We start from the raw sequence: 24544 nt of genomic DNA, 5'->3' as shown, positions 1-24544 counted from the left end.
TCTTGCGAGCCGGCTCAGCCACCACGCAGGCTGTGGCTGATCCGGGTGACGACGGCATCCCATCGCCGCTTCTGGGCGGCCGGATAATTGATCAGAACGCAGTGCACATAGCCGCGCGCGAAATTGCAGCGGTTGTACCAGATCTTGTCGCGCTTGATGCTCGAGACCACGAAGAAGTTCGAGCTGATCCGCTTGTAGATGATCCCCGTCGGCGGATTCTTGCTGGCGAGGAATTCGGCCGGCGACAGACCTTGCCGGTTCTCGATGGCCTGAACGGTGAGATCTGCACTGCCGTCGGAGCTGCGAAACTGCTGCCCATATCCGTCTGGCTTGCCAGCCGGCTCGGCGAAGATCGAGGCGGGAATGTCGACCGTCGTTCCGGATTCCGGGATGCGGTAAGTCCTCCAGCCGCTTGCCGAGGCGATCGAGGATGTCGCACAGAGCGCGATGATTGCGGCAAGCAATGTCTTCATGTCCGCCTCGTCACTTGCGCGGCGCCAGTTGCAGCTCCATCAAGGCAATCCTTTGCAGGTGGGCGACGTTCCGCTCGCCAGCGCCGGCGGTGCGCAGGATGGATTCGGCGAGCGCGTTGACGTGCGAGGAATGCACGGGATCCGGCAGGGTCGCAACGGCAGCTTCCAGCGCGGTCGTCATGATCTCGATCACCTCGGGAGAAAATTCGGCGTTGGAAAAATTCTTCATCGCGTGCGTCGGCCGTTTGTGCGCATCGTGTTCAACGCCGGGAAAAAATGGAAGTTCCTGGGCGAGGCGGGGGAAGTGTCAGGTCGAAGAGACCGTTGGCTCGCCAGCCGCTTACGTCACGGGCTGGTAGCCGGTGAGCCGAGCGGGCTCGACCTCTTCATTTACATCGCTCTGCATCCTCGCATGGCTGCCGATGACGAGACCGGCGAGCGAGAGCATCAGGCCTAGCGCGAGCGGCGCGAACAGGGCCTCTTCCTGAAATAATCCGTTGAGCAGAACGACCAGGATTCCGAAGCCGGCGAGGCCCTGCGTCAGATATCCCGACGACGCGTAGAGGCGCCAGGCCTTGAGCGCCATGGCGAAATAGAAGGCCAGCGGCACGAAGGCCGCGATGCCCATCTGGTACAAGAGGACGCCGATCGCGCTTTCGACCGCGCCGTCGATCGTGCCGGCCGCCTGCGCAGCGCTCCAATCGATCGAAAAATAGCTGTCCGACAAATTGCCGCCGATGCCGAGGCCCCGGCCGTAAGGTCTCTGCACGAATCCGTCGAGGCCGCCCATCAGGCCGATGACGTGATAGTCGCCGATCTGCAGGCCGATGCGGATCGCCAGGATCGCAAAGGCGATCATGCCGGCGAGCCCCAGCAACAATGTCGCTACGGCACCGATGAGGCGAGTCCCGATCCAGCCTGCACCCACGAAGACGACGGTGATGAGCGCTCCCTTCACGCTGCAGAAGACCAGCAGCGGCAGGGCTGCCAGGGCGAGCAGCGGGCGTCCGACCGAGAACAGGAACAGGGCCAGAAAGCCGATCCCGTAGGCGAAGCTGATCGGGTGCATGTTCGGGCCGTGAATGCGCAGCATCTTCGACAGGCCGAAGCCTTCGAGCAAGGGCGTGTTCAGGAAGTCGAAGCTGAAACGATCCTTGAGTGTGACGGGCACGTTGCCGGTCTGCCGCATCTGGGTTTCCCAGACGCCGGAATGGGTCGCCTTGAGCTCGTCGAAGCCCCAGAACGTATGGCCGTTGGTGACGGCCAGCCAGACATCGCGCAAGACGAGCTCGACATAGCCGCACAGCATGAGGATGACTGCGAGCGCGACCAGGAACGGCGTGATGCGCACCTCAAAGGTTGCCGCGGTCAGGAGCGACAGCTGAAACAGAAACAGCGGCAGAACGATGTTGCGCAGATAGACCGCCGCCGGCTGTCCGTCCTGGACGAAGCCGATCGCGAAATAGAGCGAGACGACGGCGAGGGTGACGACGCCCCAGCGCATGATCTGATTGATTTCCCTCGACTGACTCCTCTGGCCCAGCACGTAAAGCCCGAACGTCGCCAGCCACATCACGGAGCAGACCAGGAAATTGTAGCCCTTGATGAAGTCGAGATCAGACGGCAGCGGCACCAGCGGCGACAGCACGGAGACGAACAGGTTCTGGAAAAACAGGACGAAGATCGCGACCGCCGGGGCCCAGGTCGGGACCGCAACGACGATGGCGATGCCGATCAGGACCTCGATGATGATGGCCAGGGCGGGATTGGCGAGGTGCAGAACCGGCGCAGAGCCGATCGTCGCGATGGCGATGCAGAAGGTCGCGGCCAGCTCGCGCCAGGCCGGAGGCGACGGCGCAACCTGCACGCTCTGGCCTTGCGGTGAGTACCCGGCGCTCATCAATCGTCCTTTGCCATCGCGCCGGACACGATAGCCGCGCGAGGGGTAAGGATCCGTTAACGATCGCGGCGCGCAGCGCGAGCCCGTTCAGGCCGGCCGGGCGCGCCGAGCAGCGCCCGCATCACGTCCGGATCGGGCCTGCCGGTTGCGGCATCGACGAGGCCAAAGCCTTGCTCCAGTTCCCAATGCGCCCAGCCCCAGCAATGCGCGCGGGCATAGGCGGTGACCTCCGCCAGCCAGCGCAACCGGCTCCGCCGGGGGGCGCCAGCTTTCAACACGCCGAACTCATTGACGATGATCGGCCGCGAAAATTGCTGCTGCCATGCGAGCGCGGGCGCGAGCCAGCGACCGGCCCCCGGCTTGTCCCTGGCGGCGGCAATCGCGGTATCGAGCATGGCGAGCGCCTTGACCGCGGCCCTAGCCTGCAAATCCTGCCGAAGCGCCTGAACCTTGGGATCGCCGGCATTGATCGGATAAGGCAAATCCATGATGTCGTGCAGCGGATCGCGCGCGTCCCAATGGCCCTGATGGGTGAACACCATCGGATCGTAGAAATGGATGGCATAAACGACGTCAGGGTCCGCCAGCGGGCGAAACCGCGGCAGCGAGTCCGCGCGCTGCCAATTGACAGGGCCGACGATTAGGGTGGTCGCGGGCAGCAACCCGCGAACGAAGGCGGCGAGCGCCTCGACCTCCTTTTGCCATCTGTCCGCTTCAATATCGGGTTCGTTGAGCAGCTCGGCGAAGACTAGATCGGCAGGATAGGACCGAATGACCCCAGCAAGCGCGCGCCAGGCCTCCTGCATCTCGCCCATCGCCGCATCGGGATCATCCTTGTGCAGGCGATTGAAGCGCTCGCCCGGATGAAGGTCGACGGAGCTGGAATAGCCGAGCGAGGTCAGCTGCTTCAACGCGCCGTCGAGCACGCGCAGCGTCGCCTCGCGCTCGTCCTTTGCGGCAAAGCGCGGCATCACGCGCTCCGCCGGCACCGGCAGGCGGACATGGCTCATGCCCGCCTTGCGCAGCTGCTGCAGCAGCGCGCGGCTCGGCGGCGCACCGTTGATCCAGCCGTCGGCGTTGAAGCCGCGCGAGAGCGCGGCAAGCCGCCCGGGCGAAACCGTCGACGGCAGGGGCACGCAGTCCTCGGCGAATACCGGACGGCCGACCGCGATCGACAACAGCATCGCCGCAGCCAGCAGACGGCGGCGCAAGGCTGTCATCGTCACACCGCAAGGCCCAAAGCGCCACCGTCGGGCTGAGCCACCATCGAATCGGCGGGCACGTGATTGACGACGAGGCCGGTCGGCACCGCCGCGTATCTCGGCAGCGCCGCGGTCACCCTGCGCATCGCCGACGAGTCGAGCTCGCCGGCGCGCGCCACCAGGACGATCAGGTCCGCATGGGCAGCCAGCGTAATGGCGTCGGGCTGCAAGGCGAGATTGCCGGCGTGGACCACGATCAGGTCGAACTCCGAGCGGATATCGTCCTCGGGCCGCGCATCGGGCTTCCGGCCGGCACTGAGCAGCTCGTCGATCGACTGAAGTCCCGCCGTGGTCGAGCCGTCCTGCCATTCGGTCACCGGCGGCTGAGTGCCTGCAAATTCCGGCTGGAGCCGGATCAGCACGCTCATCATGCCGCGGTTGACGGCGGCGCGATTGAGGGCGCGCGCCACGGTGTTGCCGCCGGCGCTCTTGCCGACCGACAAGACCAGCGCGACCTTGCAGCCGCGCACCGGCACGCGGTCGATGCGTTCGAGCAACGGCCGTAAGTGGGGGCCGAGATCGAGCTCGGCCGACGCGCTGACCGGTCTTTGCCAGACCGTGTTGATCCCGCCTCCGTTGATCCCGGTTCCTGGCGCCAGCTCGGGGATGCGGGCCCAGACAGGAAGGCGGGGCATCGCCTCGGCTGGGCGCGCGGCGGCGGCAGGAGGGGAAACTTGCCGGTTGGGCGTCTCCTCCGCTTCACGTGAGACAGGCGTCTGAACGGATTCGGGCTTGTCGGCGGACAGGCTGGTCGTCACCGCAACGGCTGCGGTCGACGTCAGCAGCGAGCCGATCGCCAGCGCCGCGAGCAGCAAGGCGAGCGGCGGACGCGTCGAGCGCAACGGCGGAATAGCAACCGATGCGATCTTGGTCTGGGACGCCTGCAGCTGACGCTGCTCATTGGTGGTCTTGAACCGCGACAGGAACTGCTCGTAGATGTTGCGGTTGGCATCGGCGTCGCGCTGCAGCTCCTGCAGCTTCACCAGCGCCTGGCCGTCGCGCAGCATCTTGGTCTCGACCGCCTTGAGCTGCTTTTCCAGCGCGTTCTGCTGCTCCAGCTGGGCCTCATATTCGGACTTGGCCGTGTCGATGTTCTTCTTGCGCTCGATCTCGATCTGCCGGTTGATGTCCGCCAGCTGGCTGTAGGAGATCGCAAGATCCGGATGGCGGTCGCCATAGACCGCCTTCTTCTGCGCGATCTGGTCGTTCAGCGCCGAGCGCTGCGCGCGCAGCATGCTGAGGAGATCCTGCTTCACCGGCCCTTCGACATTGGCCTTGACGTCGCGCTGCACCTGCTCGTAGCGCGCCTTGGCCTCCTCGGTGCGGGCGCGGGCGGCGGAGACCTGCTGGGTCAAGTCGGTCACCCGCAATTGCTGCGTGGTGGATTCCTTGCCGGCATTGACGATGTTGTGCTCGAGCCGGAAGGCGGCGACGGCGTCTTCGGACGCGCGCAGGCGCTCGCTCAGCGTTTTCAGCCGGTCCTGGAGCCAGCCGGCCGCCTCGTCCGTCGCCTCGGTGCGGACGCGGCCCTGGCTGGCGACGAAGGCCTCGGCGATGGCATTGGCGTAGTAGGCGGCGCGATCCGGCCGGTTGGAGGTGAAGGAAATCGCGATGACGTAGGTCAGCCCGCGCCGGGTGATCTCGAGGCGGTTGCGGAATCTTTCGAGCAGGCGCGTCATGTCGGTATAACCGCCCGCGATGTCCTCGTCGTCCGCGATCTTGAGCTGCTCGATCAGGGGGCGGAGGAAGCCGTCGGATTTGGCGATCTCGATCTGGCTCTGCAGCGCCGCGGCATCCTGGCCGATGCCGGGCAGCACATCCTGCTCCGAGGTCACGCGCAGCTCGCGCGGATCGAGCACGACCAGGGCCGTCGCGGCATAGCGGACCGGAAGCACCATCAGGGCGACGACGCCGAGGGCGAACAGCGCCAGCGCCAGCGTCAGAATGCGCCGGCCGTTCTCGCGCAGAAAGGACAGCGTACCGGAGACGGTCAACGATCCCTTGGTCAGTCCCGGCGAGGCGCCGTCAGGCTTCGCCTTGCCAGCGCGCGGCGCTTCCCACGAAGCCGCTTGCTCCGTCGGGGCGATGCTTCGCGGAGATGCGCGGCTACCGAACGCCATGGGTTGGACTCGAAATCAACTGACAGTCATAGCTCAGAGACTTGCTACACCGTAAATATCCATGGTTAACCGGCGGTTACGGCTGGGCCGGGCTGGGATGGTCTTGGGCGGTGAACGATTCGTTAACGCGACGCGGCCAGCCATTCAGGCGCGGCGCGCGTCAGCGGCGCCTGCCTGCGCTCGCCTCGATGTGCGACCGCTCACAAGGCGATGACATACCCGTCCCGCCGGGGATCGGCGGCACCCGTCATCACGCCGGTGACCGGATCGAGCGCGACGGCCTGCATGCCTCCGCAGAGCATGGTCCATCCGGTCTCCAAAATCTCGATCTCGTGGCCGCGGCGCTTCAGTTCGGCGATGGTCTCCGGCGCGATGCGGTTCTCTGCCTGAATGAAGCGGCCGTCCCACAGCCGTGAACGCGGCGCCTCGATCGCCTGCTGCAGCGGAAGGCCGAACTCGATGTGCTGCACATAAGCCTGGGCCTGGGTTTGCGGGATGCCGTAGCTGCCGGGCGTCCCCAGCGCGAGCACCGGACGGCTGCCGCGCGTCGCAATCGACGGTGCCAGCGTCACCGGCAACGCATCGCCCGGCTTGGCGAGGTTCGGGCTTCCCGGCTGCACGTCGGCCCAATGCAGGTGATTGTTGAGGCAAACGCCGGTCCCCGGCACCACGACGCCGCTGCCGAACGGGCTGCCGAGACTTTGCGTCATGCAGACCAGATTGCCTTCGGCGTCGGCGATCGAGAACGAGGTGGTGTGGCCGGGATCGGCACGATCCTGCGGCATCCATTGCTCTGTCGGGCCCGTGATCGGGCGGCCGTCGCTCACACGCTGGCGAAGCCGCGCGATCGTCGCGTCGGACATTGCTGCAGCGGCTTGATCCGGTCCCAGATTGCCATGGGCGATGCGCTCGGCGGCGGCGAGACGGATCGCGCGATAGACCGTATCGAGATGATCGGCGCCGTCCTTCGGCAGACGCCCGAGGTCAAAGCCTTCAAGGATCTTGAGGGTCAGGGCGAACTGGAAGCCGCCGCATTGCTGCGCCGGGACGTGAAGCTCGAGCCCCCGATAGGACACGGTCAGAGGATCGAACCAATGCGGCTTGACGGAGATGACATCGTCCAGCGTCAGGCTGCCGCCGAGCGTGGCCAGATAGTCCACGATCCGCCGGCCGAGCTTGCCGCCATACAGATGCTCGGGCCCCAATTCGGTGATCTCGGCAAGAGTCTGCGCGAGATCAGGCTGCGCAACGATGCTGCCGAGCTTCACCGGCATTCCATGCGGGAGATAGTTCCTGACCAGTGCGGCGTGCAGCTCCGGCCAGGGTTCGAGCAGTGGCACCTGCTCGTTGATCTCATCAACACCGAAGTCCGAGAGCGCAAAGCCGCCCTGCGCCAGCGTGATCGCCGGCGCAAAGACATCTGGAAGCGATTTGCGTCCATAGCGCGAGAGCAGCTCGCACCAGCCCGCGAGATTGCCGGGCGTCGAGGCCGCCTGCGGACCGCGCTCGAGCTCGAATCTGCTGGTGTATCTGCCGACCGGGAAGCTTGCGGGCATTGGCGGCGCGAAGTCGAGCACGCGAATGCGCTGCTCGCTTGCGACCCAGACCGTGGCCAGTCCAAACCCGGCAAGCCCCGACATGAACGGCTCGACCACGTTGAGGGCGGCCGCCGTGGCGACGGCCGCATCGAACGCATTGCCGCCCTGCATCAGGATTCGTGCACCGGCCTGTGCCGCGAGCGGATGCGCGGCGGCGACCATGCCGTGCCGCGAGAACAGCGTCGGACGCCCATGTATCCTGGCGAGTTGCATCCGGTCAGGCCTTTCGCCGATCAGTGCTTCGTCGCAGCCTGGATCGCCTCCGACATGATCTCGAGACCGCGATCGATTTCGGCCTCGGACACTGTGAGCGGCGGCGCGATGCGGAATACGCCGCCCATGCTGGGCAACTTGACGATGTTCATGCTGAGACCGCGACGCATGGTCTCCTCCATGATCCGCGCGCCGAGTTCAAACCCCGGCGTCCTGGACTGCCGGTCGACGACGATTTCAAGACCAAGCAGAAGCCCGCGGCCCCTGACGTCACCGACGCATTCGAACTTTTGCTGCAGCGACAGCAATCCATCCCGGAGCCTGTTGCCCCTGGCGGTTGCCTGCGCCACCAACCCGTCGCGCGCGACAACGTCGAGCACCGTGACGCCGATCGCGGCGGGCAAGGGATCGGAGACATGCGTGGTGTAGAACAGGAAGCCGCGCTCGAACGCGGTCTGCTCGATGGCCTTTGTCGTCATGACCGCGGCGAGCGGCAGACCGGCGCCGAGCGTCTTCGACAGCGTGAGAATATCAGGCACCACGCCGTCACGCTCGAAGGCAAACATGTGCCCGGTGCGGCCGATTCCGGTCTGAGCTTCGTCGAGGATCAGCAGCATGCCGCGCTGCTCGCATTTTTGCTTCAAGGCCGCGAGATAGCCGAGCGGCAGTTCCAGAATGCCGCCGCTGGAGAGGATCGGCTCGGCGATGAAGGCCGCCAGACTACCGGTCGACTGGCTGTCGATCAGTGCGAACGCATCGTCGAGCTCGGTCTGCCAGTCGTTGCTGCCGTCGACGTTCCTGAAGCGCGGCCTATAGGCGTTCGGCGCGGGAATGACGAACGATCCGACCGCGGCCGGCCCATAACCGCGCCGGCCCGCGCTGTAGGTCGCCGACGCCGCCGCGCCGGTCATGCCGTGCCAGCTTTGCGCGAAGGCGACGATTTCGTGCCGGCCGGTGACGAGCTTGGCCATCCGGATCGCCGCTTCATTGGCTTCCGCGCCTGTCGTCAGCAGCTGCACGCGGTCGAGACCGGGCGCAAGCGCAGCGAGACGCTCGGCCAACGTCACCACCGGACGCGAGAGCATGCCGCTGAAGAGATGAGCGACCGCACCCATTTGCCGTGCGACCGTGGCGACGATGTCGGGATGCGTGTGCCCCAGCACAGCGCTCATCTGACCCGAGGTGAAATCGAGGATGGCGCGTCCGTCGGCGTCGTAGACGAAACTGCCGGCCGCACGCTCGATGATGACGGGTTCGAAACTCGGCCCATAGCGGGTCAGATGCGTGTTAGCGGACGCCCAGAAATCGGGATCGGCATTCAAGGTCATGACAGCCACCTCTCGCTTGGGGGACGTCCGACCTCTAGTCAAGAATTTGACTTCAGGCTAATTGATATAATTCAATCTAGATATCAATCTTCTTGATGTCGATGCTGGATCTCAACCTTCTGAGGAATTTCGTCGTCGTGGCCCGCACCGGCTCGATCAGCCTGGCGGCCTTGCAGATTGGCCGGACACAGTCCGCGCTCAGCATGCAGATGCAACGGCTGGAACAGACGATCACGCAGCCGCTGTTTCACCGCAGCGGATCCGGCATGAGACTGACCGCGGCCGGCGAGAAACTGCTCGCCCACGCCGAGATGCTGCTGGCGCAGCACGACGAGATTCTCGCCGACATGAGCGGCGAGAGTCTCAAAGGGACGCTGAGCCTGGGCTGCCCGGAGGACTATTCGATCGCTTTCCTGCCGGCGCTGCTGAAGGGGTTCTGCGCGCTGCATCCCAATGTCGAGCTGCGCATGGTCTGCGCACCGACCTCCGAGCTGCGCCCGATGCTAGCGCGGCGCCAGATCGAGATGGCGCTGGTCTCGCTGTCCGATGCCGGAGCGCGCGAGGTGATCCGAGAGGAGCGCTTCGTCTGGGTCGCGAACGAGGCCGAACCGAAAATACTGACGCAGGATGTGCTGCCGCTGGCGCTGGCGGCGCCGATGAGCCTGGACTACCGCGCCGCCTGCGCCGCGATGGACGCGGTCAATCGGCGCTACAGGGTCGCCTACGCGAGCAACAGCCTCGCCGGCCTGATCGCGATCGCGCGGTCCGGTCATGCGATCAGCGTCCTGACACGAACCGCCGTCCCGTTCGATCTTCACGTCGTCTCGGCCGGACTGCCCCTGCTTCCGACCATCGGCATCGCCCTCGAATTCTCGGAGGCGAGGCCCTCGCTGCTGGCGACGACGCTGGCCGAGCACGTCCGCACCGTGCTGCCCGGACTGAAGACCAAGGCGGAGATCGATTAGTGACCTGCGCGTGGGCGGCGAGCGCAACGCTCAGCTGATGTTCAGGAGGATCCGTCCCGATGTGCCGCTGCGCATCAGATCCAGGGCGTCGTTGATGTCGTCGAGCGCGAACTCGTGGGTGACGATGCCGCGGTAGCTCACCTTGCCGGCGTCGCTGAGTCGCACCAGGCGCGGGATATCGCGCGCGGGCTGGCATTGCCCGCCTTCCGAGCCCTTCAGCACCTTCTCGAAGTGCAACGGCAGGGTATAGATCTCGGCCTTCTCGCGGGGCACGCCGACGAGGATGCAGCGGCCCTTCTTGGCGGTGATCTCGTAGGCGAGCTCGATCAGGTTCTTGACGCCGGTGGTCTCGACGACCTTGTCGGGGCCGTCGGCCCCCGTGACGGACCGGACCTCGGCGGCCACATCCTTCACGGTCTCGGAATTGATGATGTGGGTGGCGCCGAAATCCTTCGCCATGGCCAGCTTGTTGTCGAGGCGATCGATCGCAATGACCGGCCATGCGCCGACCATCGCGGCGAATTGCACGATGTTCAATCCGACGCCGCCGACGCCGAATACGACGACGGCTTCGCCGATGGCGATCTGCGCATCGTTGTTGACGACGCCGAGCGCGGTCGTCACCGCGCAGCCGAGCAGCGGCGCACTGGTGCGGTCGATCGTATCAGGAACGGGCGTGACGCGATTTTCCGACACCACGGCATATTCGTTGAAGGTGGTGACCCAGCCCGCATTGAGGCGCTTGCCGCGCCAGGAATAGACCGGCGTGTTGGACTGGATGCCCTTGCCCGGCCGCCAATGCATGACGACGGTATCGCCCTGCTTGCAGGAGACGACGCCGGGTCCGGTTTCGACGATGGTCGCCAGCGCCTCGTGCCCCAACAGGTGCGGCAGGAACTTGTCGACGCCCTTGACGGCGTCGATCTCGTTGATCTGTGCGCCGCAAATGCTCGACGTGTGCACATGGGCGAGCACCTGACCGTGCTCGAGCCTGTCGGGCAGATTGAACTCGTCGACGATCAGCGGCTTGCCGGATTCGACGAGTATCGCGGCCTTTGCGGTCTTGATGTCCATGGGTCGCGCCCGGTCACTCGAAATAGATGAATTCGTAGTCGCCGGTGTAGCCGAGCTTGCCGTAGAGCCAGATCCATTCCGAGGTGTGCAGGATGGATTCCGCCGTCAGCGCCCAGCATTCGAGGTTGTGCAGCTCGGCGACGTTCCGGTAGCCCTCGACCATGACGTATTTGTTCTTGCCGACCCGCTCGATCTCCTTGAGCGCGGCCTCGAGCTCGTAGAGCCTGAGATTGTGCAGGGTGCCGAGCGAGATGACGAGGTCGAAGCTGTCGTCGCCATAGGGATAGACGTCCTGGGCGCGATAGTTGAACAGATACGGCTTCACCTGCTCGTGTGCATTGGCAAGACCATGCTTGGAAATGTCGAAGCCGGTGACCTTCAGACCCGGCAGGATCTTCTGCATCTCGTACAACAGAAAACCCTTGCCGCAGCCGACGTCGAGCACGCTCGACCCGTCCTTCAGGCCATAGGTCTCGATCAGCGCCTTGGCGACCGGGGCCCAGCGCCCCTCGATGAAGCGGTAGCCGCCATAACCGAAACGGCGATCGCCGTCCCAGTAATCGGCCTCGTACTCCCGCGCCTTCAGCGAGCAGCCGATCTTGTCGTCGTTCATGCGGCCCATGTAGTCGCGCTTGGTCGCAGTGTGCAGCGGCGTTACGATATTCAGCAGTCGTCCCATTGAGCCCTCGGATTTCATCACGCGCGGAGATTGTCTTGACCGGCCTGGGGAGCTTCGCACGTGACCTGCGACTGGCCCTAGCATTTGTGACGAAGACCATCATTGTTTCAGATCAATGATGTGGAAATGCTGCCGCGGCGCCGGTCAAGATCCGGCCCATGAATCGCCAGTGCCGACCAAGCGCCAGGTTCCAGCCGCGGCTGCCGGCGGCCGTGACATGGCGACGCTGGAACGAGATGCGCCGCACGGCGTTCGGCAGCGAGGAGAATCCTGCCATGCCGACCAAGCCGACCATCGCCCGCGTCTGGCGCGGCCGTACCCGCCGCGACCTCGCCGACGCCTACCAGGCCTATCTGCAAGCCGAGGGCATCCCGCCGCTGCGAAAGACCGCGCTCGGCGTGCAGCAATTGCGCGAGGACCGCGACGAGGAGACGTGGTTCACCACCATTTCCTATTGGGCGGACATCGCAGCCATGACGGCTTTCACCAAGGGTGAGCCGACCAAGGTCCATCATCTCGCGCGCGACGCGGAGTTCCTGATCGAGCTGCCGGAGCGCATCGAGATCCACCGCATCCTGATCGACGAGCAGGGTCTGCGGTGAAGGCCTCGCGCATCCGTTTATCCGTGTCTTGATTCCGCGCTCCGCCGCGCTATACGTTCCCGCCATGAAGTTCATCTCCACATTCTTCCCGCTGATCTGAACGGCAGAACGTCGTTCCGGCGCTCCTGCGCCACTCAGATCAAACGGCTTCGCGCGATGCGGTAGCCGAACGGAGAGATGTGCAATGCCCAAGACCGAACAGGTTGGCCTGACGCCCCGTCAGGTCCAGACCTTCATCGACGACGGTTTCGTCAAACTCGAGAATGCCTTCAGCACCGACCTTGCCAAAGAATGCAGGGACGAGCTGTGGGCGGATATCGGCCTGTCGCCGGACGAGCCAGAACATTGGACCCAGCCCGTTGTCCGGGTCGGCGCCAAAGCGACGCCCCCCTTCATTGAAGCCGCGAATACGCCGCGTCTGCACAAGGCCTATGATCAACTCGCCGGCGAAGGGCGCTGGCTTGCGCCCAGCGGCCTCGGAACCTTTCCGATCCGCTTCCCGTCATCGCAATCGCCAGGCGACGATGGCTGGCATGTGGACATGAGCTTTGGCACCGCTCATGCCGACTTCATGGAATGGCGTGCCAATGTGAAGAGCAGCGGGCGTGCGCTGCTGATGCTCTTCCTGTTCTCGGATGTCGGAGATGACGATGCGCCCACGCGAATCCGGAAAGGCTCGCATGCGGCCATCGCGCGGGAGCTACTGCCCCATGGCGAGGCGGGCGCAACGCTCCGGCAACTTGCTGCCGGCGACTGGGCGTCGACAAGGGATCGCGAGGTTGAACTTGCGACCGGCAAGCCAGGCACCGTCTATCTGTGCCACCCGTTCCTGGTTCATGCCGCGCAACCCCACCGCGGGAAAGAGCCGCGCTTCATGGCACAGCCTCCGCTGCTGCCGAAGCGCGAATTCGATCCGGCGCTGCCACCTTCGCCGGTTCAGATCGCGATCCGGCGGGCTTGCGGGCTGACGGTGTAGGCGGATGGCATCCGGGGCCGCTGGGCGGTCCCGGATGACCTATTGCACCTCGATGTTCGCGTCCTTGACCAGCTTGCGCCAGCGTTCTTCCTCCTGCCGAACGTAGCGGTCGAGCTCTTCAGGCGCACTGCCGACCATGATCAGGCCTTCGTTGGCCGACAGCTTCTTGAAGGCACCGGACTGAACGGCCTTCGCGACCGCCTGGGTGAGGCGCGCAATCACCGGAGCGGGCGTTTTGGCCGGGGCGTACAATCCGTACCAGGACTCGGCGGCGTAGCCGGGCAATCCGGCCTCGGAAACGGTCGGCAGTTGCGGGAACGCGGTCGAACGCTCGGCCGCGGTGACGGCCAAGGCCCTGAGCTGACCCGCCGCCACCAGCGATGCTGCGCTCGCCACGGTGGTGAACATCACATCGATCTGTCCCCCCAAGAGATCGCTGATCGCAGGCGCCGCACCCTTGTAGGGGACCGCCGTCATCTTGACGTTCGCCATGGCATTGAACAGCTCGCCGGCGAGATGGGCCGAGGTGCCGATGCCGAACGTGCCGAAATTGAGCTTGCCCGGCTTGGCCTTGGCTTCAGCGATCAGATCGGAGATCGAGTTGATCTTGGATGCGGGGTTGACCACGACGACATTGAAGGACCGCGCGATCAGCGAGACCGCGGCGAAATCCTTGTGCGGATCGAACGGCAGCTTGGTGTAGAGGCTCGGGTTGACCGCGTGCGCGAAGGTCGCCAGCAGCAGCGAATAGCCGTCCGGCTCGCTCGTCGCGACGGTCTGGGTGCCGACGATGGTTCCGGCGCCCGGCTTGTTCTCGATGATGACGGGCTTACCGAGGTCCGTTTGGATCTCCTGGGCGGTCGTTCGCGCGACGATGTCGGTCCCGCCGCCGGCTGCGAAGGGCACCACGATCTTGATGATCTTCTCGGGATACTCGGCCCGCGCCGGCGCAGTGCTCAATCCCGCGACGACCAGCAACGCCGACGAGACGAGAACGGCGGAGCGCGGCCAACCCCTCCCTGCAGCGCGGTCGCGACTTTTGATCTTGCCGATTGCCATGCGGACCTCCCATCCGGTCTTGCCGAGTTATTCAGCGAGGTTTGTCGTGTTCGACGAACGCAGCCACGCGCCTTTCTGCAAGTTCTTGGCGGTGCGGCTTCACTTGCTTGCGTTGAGAACAGCCAGCCCGTCGGCCGCCTTCACGCCCTGGCCGGCCGGCAGCACGAAGACCGGATTGATCTCGGCCTCGACGAGCCGGGCGCCGAGCTGCGCGACCATCTGCGAGAAAGCGACGATCGCTGCTGTAAGGGCTTCGACATCGCATTTCGGCCGGCCGCGGAAGCCATCCAGCAACGGCCATGTGACGAGGTCGCGCGCCATCGCGCGCGCCTCGGCGAGGCCGAGACCGCCTTCCGGCGGCAGCAGGTGCATCGTCGTGTCCTTGAACAGCTCGGCGGCGACGCCGCCCATACCGAGGAGGATGGCGACGCCCAAGGGATCGCGGTGCATTCCGAGGATGATTTCGACGCCGCCTGAAATCATCTCCTGAACCAGGAATTGCTCGGGCCGCTTCCCGGCTCTGAGTGCGACCTCGTCGGCCATCGCCGTGAGCCGGCCGCCGATGGTCTCGGCTGTCAGGTTGATCGCGACGCCGCCGACGTCGCTCTTGTGCGCGATCTCGCGGGAGAGAATCTTGAGCACGACTTTGCCGCCGAAGGCTTGCGCCGCCCGTTCCGCTTCTTCAGCCGTTGCGACCACTTGCTCTGCCACGATCGGAATACCGAAGCGGGCGAACAAGGTTTTGGCCTGTGCTTCGTCGAGCGATCCCGCGGGGAGATCGGTGATGTCGACGGCCGTCGCAGCCGAGCCGGACGTCGGGACCTGCTCCGGCATTCCGGCCTGCAACAAGCCATCGAGCGCAGCGGCACAGCTTTCGGCGGAGGTGTAGGCGGGGACGCCTCGCTGCGTGAGGACGGAGACCGCGTCGGGCGCGTGAGGGGTCACATAGGCAATGACGGGCTTGTCGCTGAGCGGCAGGCAGTCGTGGATGGCGTCGGCCATCAGCGCCGGCGATCCCACGGCTGACGAGCCGGCGATTACGATCAGCGCATCGTAGGAAGGGCTGGCGAGCAGGATGCGGATTGCGGCGCGTAGCACATCCGGCTGCAGGCCGGCCAGCGTCACGTCGATCGGGTTGCGATCGAGCATGGCGCGCGATCCCGACTGCAAGGCTCGGAGTTGCGCGGCAGTATCCGGGTCGGGAGCGGGCGTTGCGAAGCCTGCGACGCCCAGACTGTCGGACACGATAGTGCCGGCGCCGCCAGTCGAGGTGAGGACCGCCACGCGCCGGCCGGAGAGCTTCCGTCCTGCGGCAAGCGCTGCCGGAATGTCGAGCAGGTCTTCGAAGGTTTTCGCGCGGATCACGCCGAGCTGCCTGAACAAGGCGTCGTACATGCGGTCGGAGCCTGCGAGCGCGCCCGTGTGCGAGATAGCCGCCTTTGCGCCCGCTTCCGATCGCCCGATCTTGAAGGCGACGATTGTCTTGCCGGCATCTCGCGCCTTCAGCACCGCTTCGCGGAAGCGAGCCGGATTGCGGATCGCCTCGACGTAGAGCGCGATGACTTTGGTCGCATCGTCGTCGGCGAGAAAGTCGATGAAATCGGCGAGATCGAGATCGGCTTCGTTGCTGGTCGACACCAGCTTCGACAGCCCGACCCCGCGCGCCGCGGCGCGCGACAAGATGGCGCCGAGAATGCCTCCGCTCTGCGAGACCAGCCCGACCGGACCTGCCGGAAAATGGTCCATAGCCAGCGCGCCCGAGGCCGACAGCACGATGCTGTCGGTGAGATTGACGAGGCCGATCGTGTTCGGCCCGAGCAGGCGCATGGATCCGGCGGCTTGCATCAGCTGCTGCTGGCGCGCGGCGCCTTCGGCGCCGGTTTCGGTGAAGCCGCTGGCGAGAACGATGGCCGCGGCAACCCCGCGTGCGGATAATTCGCGCACCGCGACGTGGGCGCGTTCGGCGCCGAGCAGGACAAGGCCGACGTCAGGCACGTCGGGCAGCGAGGCGATGTCGGGGTAGCAGGCGAGACCGCCGATTTCCGCGACCTTCGGATTGACCGGGTATATCGCACCCGCGAAGCCGTGCTTCCGGAGATAGGAGACCGGTCGCCCCGAGGTCTTGCTCGGGTCCGCCGATGCACCGATCACGGCGATGCTGCGCGGCCGGATCAGGCGTTCGATCGCATTCATCGCTCAAGCCTTCGCCGAGGATTGCGCGAGGAACGCCGCCACGGCCTCGCGATGCTCCGCGCTGGTGTAGCAGATGGCCTGGGCCTGGCTGCCGAGATCGAAAATATCGTGCGCGGAATGCTCGAACGTCTCGTTCAGGATCTTCTTGCCGAGCGCGAGCGCGGTGGCAGACCCCTGAGCCAGTTCCGCTGCCCAGGCCTGTGCGGCCAACAGCAACTCGGTCGCAGTCACCTTGCGATCGACGATGCCGAGCGCGAGCGCTTCGTCGGCTTCAACGACGCGGCCGGTGAAGATCAGCTCCTTGGCCCTGGCAAGCCCGACCCGGCGCGGCAGGAAATACAGGCCGCCACCATCGGGAATCAGACCGCGCTTGATGTAGGACCAGGTGAATTTCGATCGCTCATTGGCCATGACGAAGTCGCAGGCGAGCGCGATGTCGGCGCCGAGGCCTGCCGCCGCGCCGTTGACCGCGGCAATCGTCGGCTTCGACAGGCCGAGCAGCAGCGATTGCACGTGATGCACGCCCTGCTGACGGCTCCATCCGTTGAATGCGACTTCGCCCTGCGGCGCCTCGAGCCGGCGTTTCATGCCGCTGATGTCGCCGCCGGCGCAGAAGGCGCTGCCGCGCCCGGTCAGCACCAGCGCCTTGATCGCCTTGTCGCGGGACACGGTTTCGAGGGCGCCTGAGAACTCGGCGCGCATCTCGTCGCTCATGGCGTTGCGTCGGTCCGGCCGGTTGAACGCGATCGTCGCAATTCCGGCCTCGATGGAAAATTCGATGAGCTGATCGGACATGACAACCTCCCTGAAGTCGGATCCATCGGCATGCGATGAATGATCGGCGTGAGCTCCGCGACTGCGTTTCCTCATCGCGCCGTGCGCAGCCGGTATTGTTCTTTCCGCTGCCTATAGCGGCTTGCAGCCACCGGCACATCCGCTTAATTCCACTAAGTGGAAACGCTGAAGAGATCAAAGATGGCACAGGCGCGCAGATATGCGGGCGGAATCGACGGCAACCGCTCGCTCGAGCGGGGCGTCGAGATCCTCCGGGCGTTCCGCCCCGGCGTCGACACGCTCGGCAACGGCGAGATCGCAGAGCGAACAGGCTTGCCGCGATCGACGGTCAGCCGGCTGACCCGGACGCTGGTCAACTCCGGGATGCTCGACGAAGTCCGCAGCGAGCGGGCCTACCGCCTTGCCGCATCGGTCATCAGCATCGGTCACGCCATGCGGACGGGATCGCCCGTGCTCAACGCGATCGGTCCGATGATGCGCGCGGAATCGGCTAGGCGGCGGCTGAACGTCGGACTCGCGACTGCCGATAGGACCATGATGGTTTACCTGGAGTCGATCCGCTACAGCCCGCGCGCGGCGCTGCGCAACGTGGTCGCCGGCCAGCAGGTCCCGATGGAGCTGACGTCGCTCGGCCGCGCCTATCTCGCCGGCATTGCAGAGACCGAGCGCGAACGATTGCTGAAGCAGTTCAAGCGGCGCAGCGCAGCTGCAACCAGGGCGCTGCTGGCGGAGGTCAGGCGATCGATCAGCTCCGTCGAGCACGACGGCTATTGCGCGGTGTCGTGGCAGCCCGCCGTTCTCGCCGTCGCAACTCCGATCGTGCTGGAGGGCCTTCCGGTCTACGCGCTCAACATGAGCCTGCAGAACGTCGAGCGCTCCGACTCGCTGGCCGGCGAGCTCGGCGCATACCTCAACGCGTTCGCGGCCAAGTGCAAGGAGGTGCTGGCGGGGCGGTGAAGCCGAGCGGCGAGGCGCAGCCGCTTGCCCGTCAGCTGGAGGAAGAGGTCACGTCCCCTTACAATTTCCCATACACCCGCGCGGCAACCGCCTTCAGGCGCTCGACCGAGCCGGACTGCGGATGCGGCTTGACCGGGGCGAACAGGATCGAGGCCTGGCGGCCGTTCTTCCAGACATGAATGTGGACGGCGTTGCCGTTGCCCTTGGTGCAGGAATGCTCGCCGAACGCTTCGCGGCCGAGCTCGGGGATGGCCACGTGCGTGCATGGCCCTGCACGCTTCATCATGCTGGCGGCGGTATCGCGCGAGGTCGTGATCACCGCGACGGTCATGGTGTTGGCCTCGCGATCGAACATCATGCAGCTGCCTGCCCCGGTCCGCTGCACCGTCAGCGTGCCGTTGTCGAGAAAGCCGTCGGCATCGGCGGCGGTGAGCCACTCGCAATTGCCGAACCGCTCGCTGCTCCTGCTCACATTGCCGACGGCAACGCGCGCGGCCTCAGTGATCGGCGCGAGCAGCGCATCATCGGCACGCCGGCCGATCGGATAGACGCTGATCTGCAGGATGTAGTCGCCGGACAGCGCGACGACCGAGGCCTCCTGGCGTTCCGCGCCCGCCGCGCTCGTACCGCCCTGGCCTTCGTCGCCGATTCCGGACACTGCGCTCAGCGGCATGCGCTCACCGAGCGTCTTGACGAAGGTCGCGTACAATTCCCTGGCGCGGTCCTTGTCGGGATTGCGGAACACGGAGAGCATCATCGTGTCGCCGCGCCCGGCCTGGTAGATGCAGCCGCGGCCGTCCTGGTTCGAAATCAGCGACCATTTCAGCGCCGGCATCGCCCGGGCGAGCTCCTGGGCGCTGATGAACGGGCAGGTTTCGGCCGCGCTCGCGGGAAGCACAGGGGCGGCTGCGATGGCAAGGAATAAAACGAAGCGGGAGAATAGATGATCGATCGTGCGCATCGGACGAACTTACTATCGAAACGGTGCGCCCGACGAGATGAAACTGAACAAAATCCTATTACGCAGCCCCCGGTGCCTTCGCCACCGTCAGGTCCTTCAGGAACTGCTCCATGAGCGGCTTGTTGCCAAACCGGCGATAAGAGCGCTCTGCCTCCAACGAAAATGTCGGTTGGGCCCCTACCAAGCTTGCCATCGTCAGCTGCGCCGCTTCTATATCACCGCGCCGCCCTTGCAGCGCAGCCTGTATGAGCAGGCAGTTGGCATCGCGCGGCGCCCTTACAAGGCATTCGGAGATCACGGTAGCCGACTCATCGCGACGATCAGCGGCGTAAAGAGCCTGGCCATGCACATAGGCGTAATATTCCGGTGCCATGGGATGAAGGCGACGCGCCCGCTCGGCATTGGCAACAGCGTCCGCGTAGTCCCCGAAACGGACTTGTGCTTTTGCCAATGCCATCATGCTATCCGGGTCATTGGGATTCAGTTCGACGGCGCGCTTGGCGGCCTGCAAGCCGCCCGCATAATCGCCCTGCACCGCCAGCCCGAAGCTGATCACCTGATAGCCGAGCGAGAGATTGGGATCGAGGCGCACAGCCTGGCGCGCTTCGCTAAGACCTAGTTCCAGCTCATGCGCTGTCGCCCGACCACTCGACCTCTTGGCCACATCCGCGATGTAAGTGAGGGCCAAGCCCGCACGGGCGGCGGCATAGGCCGGGTCCATTTCCAGCGCGCGCTGATATAGGCCGCGTGCCTCCATAAGTGCTTCCGCATCCTGGACGCCATGCCGGTATCGATGACGGGCCCGCAGCAGAAGATCGTAAGCCTGGAGGTTGTCGGTCGGCCGTTGCGCGGCAGCGATGGCTTCACTTCGGCCGATATACGGCGCGAGCTGGGCGACGATTTCCGTGGTCAGCTCGCTTTGTACGGTGAAGACGTCGGCAACCTGCCTGTCGAAGCTGCGCGACCAAAGGTGCGCGCCCGATTTCACGTCGATCAGCTGCGCCGAGACGCGAAGCCGGTCCCCCTCGCGGCGCGCGCTGCCTTCCACCACGTAGGAAACGCCCAGCTTTGCCCCGAGCTTGCGCATATCGCTGTCTTGCCCGCGCACGGCATAGGTGGAGTCGCGCGCGATGATCTGAAGCTCGGAATTCCTTGCGAGCGCCGTGGTCACATCCTCGGTCAGCCCGTCTGCAAAGTACGACTGGTCCCCGCCCATGGTCGCAAAGGGCATGACCGCAACTGACGGGCGCGGGTCGGCGCGGGTCTGGTCGAAGGATAGCGCGGCCGGGAGCCGGCTGACCATCGCCGCCAGGGAAAGCGGTTGGATTTGGGTGCCGATGAGGACAAGGGCTATTGCGGCGACGCCATACGACCAGCGCGCAGCGGTACCGCGCAGAACGCGCGGGACTTTTCGCCAGCGAGACCACGAGGATTGCGCGCGCCGTACCCGGTAGACATTAAGACGCTCGGGAATGTTTTTGGCGCGCCTGCGGCCCACACGCGCGAACACATCGCCGCGATTGCGGTCTGCGGCCATGACGACAGCGCCGCTAACAAAGATGCTGCCGGGATCGGCCATCGTCTCGAGCCGTGTGGCGACATTAACGCCGTCGCCGTACATGTCGCCATTATCCTCGATGACATCACCGAGGTTGATGCCTATGCGCAGCTCAAACGGGGCGTTGTCGAACCCTTGCTGGATGGCAGAGCCCGCATCAACGGCTTCGTTGACGCTGGGAAACATCGCCAGAAACCCGTCCCCGGTCTTCTTGAAGATGCGTCCACCATGCTGCGCGACTGTGGGCTCGATCAGATTGTCGAAGACCGTGCGCAGCTCTTTATAGGTGGAGGCCTCGTTTTCGGCCATCATCAGGCTGTAGCTGACGATGTCGGCGGCCATGATCGCGGCGAGCTTGCGTTCCATCAACGGTTTCCCTGTACAGGGGCCAAGCACAACTGGCATTGCGGACATTCTACGCCAGCTTGAAATTAAACCTTCCAACCCGCATGCGGTTATCAACACAGCTCATATATGCGTGAGCAATGAGACCCGTCCGGCGGCGCGCAAGCAGCACCACTCCGCTCGTACGGCTGATCCTGAGTTTCCCTGCGGGTTCCCATATGGCGACGGTGAGGCCGGCGCTGGGTCAGCGGGCCGTCGTCACCGCCCCTGATATTCGGCCCAGCAATCCGCCGTTTCATAGACGCGGACCGCCCACAGCTGCGGCAGGCTGGGCTTCAAGCGGTCCCAGATCCAGACCGCGATATTCTCGGCGGTCGGATTCGCGAGGCCGTCGACCTCGTTCAGGCACTGGTGGTCCAGCGCCGCCATGATGCCGGCGAAGCTTTTCTCGATATCGAAGAAATCAGCGACGAAGCCGGTGTGCGGGTCGACCGGCCCATCCAGCTGGACCTCGACCCGATAGGAATGACCATGCAGCCGGCTGCACCTGTGAGTCTCGGGCACGTTTGGCAGCCGATGCGCCGCCTCGAACTTGAACGCCTGCGATATCCTCATCCAGCTCCCCACACGGCATGGCCATCCGGTCTCGGGCCGGTCTGGCGACCAGATGCTGTCCTGTCCTGACCTTTCGGCAAAGAATGGCGCGCCCGGAACGATTCGAACGTCCGACCCTCAGATTCGTAGTCTGATGCTCTATCCAGCTGAGCTACGGGCGCGTGTTTCGCAAACAGCGCGGGCGGGGCCCGCAAGCAGCCCCCGGCGGAGCCGGAGGGGGTGCGAAAGAGCGCTCTGACTAACCGCTCTTGTCCCGATTGGCAAGGTCCGGCTCGCCGGTATTTTGGGGCATTTCCGCACTTCTCTTCGTCATTCCGGGGCGCGACGAAGTCGCGAGCCCGGAATCCATAACCACCAGCCGGGGTTATGGATTCCCGGCCCGACCCTTCGGGTCGTCCCGGAATGACGGAAGGAATGGCGATGGCCCAGCTCGTTTCAGTCGGCCGCTGGCCTAGCCTTAAGCCCTCTGGCGCTCGTTGCGGATGGAGAGCAGTTCCACGGGACGGTCGGGGATGACGATGCGGAACGTGGCGCCGATGGTGCCCTCGACCAGGTGGATCTCGCCGCCATGGGCGCGGACCAGCTCGGCGGCGATGGCGAGGCCGAGGCCGCTGCCGCCGGGGCGGCCCGAGGTCTGGAAGGCCTCGAACAGGCGCTCCCGGGTCTTCGGGGGAACGCCGGGGCCGGTGTCGGAGACCTCGAGAATGGCGACGGCGCCTTCGCGCTTTCCGGTGATCCGGATCTGCTGCACGCGCCCCTCACCCGCCGCATGGCTTTCGAGCGCCTGGGCGGCGTTGCGGACGAGGTTGAGCAAGACCCGGAACAGCTGGTCGGGATCGGCGTCGACCGCGAGCCCGCGCTCGATCGCGGCGACCCAGGCGATCGAGGCGTCGTTGGCGAGCCCCGCGGTCTCCCGCACCTCCATCACCACAGGCTCGATCAGGATCATGCGGCGGTCGGGTGCGGCCTCCTGGGCGCGGCCGTAGGACAATGTCGACTGGCAGAAGGCGATGGCGCGCTCGAGCGAGCGCACGAGCTTGGGCGCAAAGCGCTGCACGCGCGGATCCGGCACGCTGGCGAGCTGATCCGACAGCAGCTGGGCCGAGGCGAGCAGATTGCGCAGATCGTGGTTGATCTTGGAGACCGCGAGGCCGAGGGCAGCGAGCCGGCTCTTCTGATTCAGCATCGACATCAGGTCGCGCTGCATGTCGGACAATTCGCGCTCGGCGACCCCGATCTCGTCGCTGCGCTGGCTCGGCACGATGATGCCGGCCGAGCTCTCGGGATTCTCGTGGAAGCCGACCAGGCTCGCGGTCAGCCGCCGCATCGGGCGCACGAACAGATAATGAAGCGCGAGATAGACGAGGCCCGCGGTCAGCACCGCGATGATCAGCGCGACCACGACGAGGTTGCGGGAGAAGCGGTACATCTGCTTCCGCAGCGGCAGCTCGTCGGTGACGATCTCGATGAACTGGGCATTGCCGACCCCGGGGCCGACGATGCGGATGGCCTGGTTGCCGGTCTCCAGCATCATCCGGAACGAGCCGGTGATCGCCTCCCAGGCCGTCATGTCGCGCAGGTCGATGTCGTGCTCGATGGCGGCGGGAATGTTGTCGCTGGCGAGCAGCCGGCGCTGCTGGCCCATCTTGATGGCGACCGCGCGGGCGTTGATGCTCTTCAGGATCTGCCGCGACAGCGAATCGGGGACCATGCCGAGCGGCGCCGCATCCAGCACCAGCGCCGCGGTGTTGGCCGCCGCGACGCGATCATTCAGCCGGTTGACCCAAAAATTCGCGATGGCTGGCACGTAGAGCAGCACCGCGGCGATCATCACCAAGGGAATGGTGAGCAGCAGCAGCTTGCCGGACAACCCGAGCCCGCGCGAGCCGCGGGGGCGCGTCGCCGGCTGGTCTGGCTGATCCAGATCCTGGATCGGCTGGCGATCTGTGGCTGGCACGAAACTCGCCCCTGTTGGCCTTGGCTGATGGAGGATGCGACCCGACCGATGTTCGGTCAAATTACGGATCGCTAATCTGCCGAGGTGTGATGTAAGCGCTGATAGCGCGAGTCGCCACCTCAAGGGTTAAAAACGCCGCGCAAACAGCGATATTCACCACAATCGCGCGCTTGTGCGGCGTTGACGAAGACAAGGCGCTCCCTTATAAGCCGCGCGAATTGTCCGCGATGACCCGGTGCGACACCGGGAGCGGCTCTCTTGGGGCCGAAAAGGGCCCGTTTTGGGCCGCATCTTCCGGACTTTACCATCAATTCTACAGGCAAATTGCCCGGTCAGCGGAGAAAAACCCGTGAAGCGGACTTATCAACCCAGCAAACTGGTGCGCAAGCGCCGTCACGGCTTCCGCGCCCGTCTCGCCACTGCCGGCGGCCGCAAGGTTCTCGCCGCCCGCCGCGCCCGCGGCCGCAAGCGTCTGAGCGCCTGAGCCGGACCCCCTTTTTGGGATTTCATCATGGATCGGCTGAGGCAGCGGGCGGATTTCCTCGCCGTTGCCAATGGCGCGCGGGTGAATAGTCCCGCGTTCGTCCTGCAAAGCCTTGACCGGAAAAGCCTTGGCCGCGATGATTCCGGCCCTGTCAGGATCGGCTTCACCGTCACCAAGAAGAACGGCAACGCCCCCGAGCGCAATCGCATCCGGCGCCGGTTGCGCGAACTGGTGAAGCGGCTCGATCCGACATCGATGCAGCCCCACCATGATTATGTCCTGGTCGGACGAAAGGACGCGCTCTCGCGCGACTTCGCCACCATGCTCGACGATCTGCGCATAGCGTTCACGAAGCCCGCGCGGCATACGGCCAAAGCGCGCGGCCACAGGCCGGGTCACGCCGCAGCGACCAGCCGCAAACCGGATTGAT

The 24544-nt window shown here is 65.3% G+C and carries 22 protein-coding genes and 1 tRNA gene; 6 read left to right on the top strand and 17 right to left on the bottom strand.

Going from position 1 to position 24544, the window contains the following annotated elements; all coding sequences use genetic code 11:
- Positions 1 to 14: 14 nt before the first annotated feature.
- The 7 genes from I6F17_RS21130 to I6F17_RS21100 all read right to left on the bottom strand — a co-directional run bounded on the left by I6F17_RS21130 (position 15) and on the right by I6F17_RS21100 (position 8894).
- Positions 15 to 473 carry a hypothetical protein gene (locus I6F17_RS21130; RefSeq protein WP_036014019.1) on the bottom strand — a complete coding sequence of 153 codons (459 nt, stop codon included), beginning with the start codon at positions 471 to 473 and terminating at the stop codon, positions 15 to 17.
- 10 nt (positions 474 to 483) lie between these two features.
- The gene (locus I6F17_RS21125) at positions 484 to 702 is read right to left on the bottom strand and encodes a hypothetical protein (RefSeq protein WP_036014021.1); all 219 of its coding nucleotides are present in this window, start codon (positions 700 to 702) and stop codon (positions 484 to 486) included.
- Between the two features lie 111 nt (positions 703 to 813).
- Complete coding sequence (locus I6F17_RS21120; protein WP_225124340.1) at positions 814 to 2373, bottom strand: hypothetical protein; 1560 nt, start codon at positions 2371 to 2373, stop codon at positions 814 to 816.
- A 56-nt stretch (positions 2374 to 2429) separates the two neighbouring features.
- The gene (locus I6F17_RS21115) at positions 2430 to 3593 is read right to left on the bottom strand and encodes a cellulase family glycosylhydrolase (RefSeq protein WP_225124339.1); all 1164 of its coding nucleotides are present in this window, start codon (positions 3591 to 3593) and stop codon (positions 2430 to 2432) included.
- Between the two features lie 2 nt (positions 3594 to 3595).
- Positions 3596 to 5755, bottom strand: a complete 2160-nt coding sequence (locus I6F17_RS21110; RefSeq protein WP_225124338.1) for a GumC family protein — start codon at positions 5753 to 5755, stop codon at positions 3596 to 3598.
- Between the two features lie 200 nt (positions 5756 to 5955).
- Complete coding sequence (locus I6F17_RS21105; RefSeq protein ID WP_225124337.1) at positions 5956 to 7566, bottom strand: gamma-glutamyltransferase; 1611 nt, start codon at positions 7564 to 7566, stop codon at positions 5956 to 5958.
- A gap of 20 nt (positions 7567 to 7586) precedes the next feature.
- Positions 7587 to 8894, bottom strand: coding sequence for an aspartate aminotransferase family protein (locus I6F17_RS21100; RefSeq protein ID WP_225124336.1), 1308 nt, complete (start codon positions 8892 to 8894; stop codon positions 7587 to 7589).
- A gap of 101 nt (positions 8895 to 8995) precedes the next feature.
- Here I6F17_RS21100 and I6F17_RS21095 point away from each other — a divergent pair, with 101 nt between their 5' ends.
- Complete coding sequence (locus tag I6F17_RS21095) at positions 8996 to 9859, top strand: LysR family transcriptional regulator (RefSeq protein WP_225124335.1); 864 nt, start codon at positions 8996 to 8998, stop codon at positions 9857 to 9859.
- A gap of 30 nt (positions 9860 to 9889) precedes the next feature.
- Here I6F17_RS21095 and I6F17_RS21090 read toward each other — a convergent pair whose 3' ends face one another.
- Both I6F17_RS21090 and I6F17_RS21085 read right to left on the bottom strand, forming a co-directional pair.
- On the bottom strand, positions 9890 to 10933 hold the full coding sequence (locus I6F17_RS21090) for a zinc-binding dehydrogenase (protein ID WP_036041741.1): 1044 nt from the start codon (positions 10931 to 10933) through the stop codon (positions 9890 to 9892).
- Positions 10934 to 10946: 13 nt separating this feature from the next.
- Positions 10947 to 11612, bottom strand: a complete 666-nt coding sequence (locus I6F17_RS21085) for a class I SAM-dependent methyltransferase (protein WP_212259583.1) — start codon at positions 11610 to 11612, stop codon at positions 10947 to 10949.
- A gap of 275 nt (positions 11613 to 11887) precedes the next feature.
- On the opposite strand from I6F17_RS21085, the gene I6F17_RS21080 reads away from it, so the two are divergent.
- Both I6F17_RS21080 and I6F17_RS21075 read left to right on the top strand, forming a co-directional pair.
- Positions 11888 to 12214 carry a hypothetical protein gene (locus I6F17_RS21080; RefSeq protein WP_036014049.1) on the top strand — a complete coding sequence of 109 codons (327 nt, stop codon included), beginning with the start codon at positions 11888 to 11890 and terminating at the stop codon, positions 12212 to 12214.
- Between the two features lie 184 nt (positions 12215 to 12398).
- On the top strand, positions 12399 to 13190 hold the full coding sequence (locus I6F17_RS21075; RefSeq protein WP_225124334.1) for a phytanoyl-CoA dioxygenase family protein: 792 nt from the start codon (positions 12399 to 12401) through the stop codon (positions 13188 to 13190).
- A 39-nt stretch (positions 13191 to 13229) separates the two neighbouring features.
- Here I6F17_RS21075 and I6F17_RS21070 read toward each other — a convergent pair whose 3' ends face one another.
- The 3 genes from I6F17_RS21070 to I6F17_RS21060 form a co-directional block, all read right to left on the bottom strand.
- Positions 13230 to 14249, bottom strand: coding sequence for a tripartite tricarboxylate transporter substrate binding protein (locus I6F17_RS21070; RefSeq protein WP_225124333.1), 1020 nt, complete (start codon positions 14247 to 14249; stop codon positions 13230 to 13232).
- 99 nt (positions 14250 to 14348) lie between these two features.
- The gene (locus tag I6F17_RS21065; RefSeq protein WP_225124332.1) at positions 14349 to 16442 is read right to left on the bottom strand and encodes an acetate--CoA ligase family protein; all 2094 of its coding nucleotides are present in this window, start codon (positions 16440 to 16442) and stop codon (positions 14349 to 14351) included.
- Positions 16443 to 16445: 3 nt separating this feature from the next.
- Positions 16446 to 17237: an enoyl-CoA hydratase/isomerase family protein gene (locus I6F17_RS21060; protein WP_225124331.1), complete on the bottom strand. Its 792-nt coding sequence runs from the start codon at positions 17235 to 17237 to the stop codon at positions 16446 to 16448.
- Between the two features lie 180 nt (positions 17238 to 17417).
- Here I6F17_RS21060 and I6F17_RS21055 point away from each other — a divergent pair, with 180 nt between their 5' ends.
- The gene (locus I6F17_RS21055) at positions 17418 to 18194 is read left to right on the top strand and encodes a helix-turn-helix domain-containing protein (RefSeq protein WP_225124330.1); all 777 of its coding nucleotides are present in this window, start codon (positions 17418 to 17420) and stop codon (positions 18192 to 18194) included.
- A gap of 58 nt (positions 18195 to 18252) precedes the next feature.
- Here I6F17_RS21055 and I6F17_RS21050 read toward each other — a convergent pair whose 3' ends face one another.
- The 5 genes from I6F17_RS21050 to I6F17_RS21030 form a co-directional block, all read right to left on the bottom strand.
- Positions 18253 to 19155 carry a hypothetical protein gene (locus I6F17_RS21050; RefSeq protein ID WP_225124329.1) on the bottom strand — a complete coding sequence of 301 codons (903 nt, stop codon included), beginning with the start codon at positions 19153 to 19155 and terminating at the stop codon, positions 18253 to 18255.
- A gap of 58 nt (positions 19156 to 19213) precedes the next feature.
- Positions 19214 to 21079 carry a tetratricopeptide repeat protein gene (locus I6F17_RS21045; RefSeq protein ID WP_225124328.1) on the bottom strand — a complete coding sequence of 622 codons (1866 nt, stop codon included), beginning with the start codon at positions 21077 to 21079 and terminating at the stop codon, positions 19214 to 19216.
- Positions 21080 to 21316: 237 nt separating this feature from the next.
- On the bottom strand, positions 21317 to 21673 hold the full coding sequence (gene queD, locus I6F17_RS21040; RefSeq protein ID WP_109145451.1) for a 6-carboxytetrahydropterin synthase QueD: 357 nt from the start codon (positions 21671 to 21673) through the stop codon (positions 21317 to 21319).
- A gap of 84 nt (positions 21674 to 21757) precedes the next feature.
- Positions 21758 to 21834: transfer RNA gene (locus I6F17_RS21035), tRNA-Arg, on the bottom strand.
- A 296-nt stretch (positions 21835 to 22130) separates the two neighbouring features.
- Positions 22131 to 23630, bottom strand: coding sequence for a HAMP domain-containing sensor histidine kinase (locus I6F17_RS21030; protein WP_036014057.1), 1500 nt, complete (start codon positions 23628 to 23630; stop codon positions 22131 to 22133).
- Positions 23631 to 23979: 349 nt separating this feature from the next.
- On the opposite strand from I6F17_RS21030, the gene rpmH reads away from it, so the two are divergent.
- Together rpmH and rnpA are read left to right on the top strand one after the other, a co-directional pair.
- A complete protein-coding gene (gene rpmH / locus I6F17_RS21025; protein WP_008542748.1) occupies positions 23980 to 24114 on the top strand; it encodes a 50S ribosomal protein L34 in 135 nt (44 codons plus the stop codon).
- A gap of 27 nt (positions 24115 to 24141) precedes the next feature.
- Complete coding sequence (rnpA, locus tag I6F17_RS21020; protein ID WP_057027533.1) at positions 24142 to 24543, top strand: ribonuclease P protein component; 402 nt, start codon at positions 24142 to 24144, stop codon at positions 24541 to 24543.
- Position 24544: the final 1 nt, after the last annotated feature.

The organism is Bradyrhizobium sp. NBAIM18 (assembly GCF_020193825.1).
Taxonomy (GTDB): domain Bacteria; phylum Pseudomonadota; class Alphaproteobacteria; order Rhizobiales; family Xanthobacteraceae; genus Bradyrhizobium; species Bradyrhizobium yuanmingense.
Note: the sequence above shows the minus strand (reverse complement) of the source record. Positions and strands in the feature narration are given on the sequence as shown.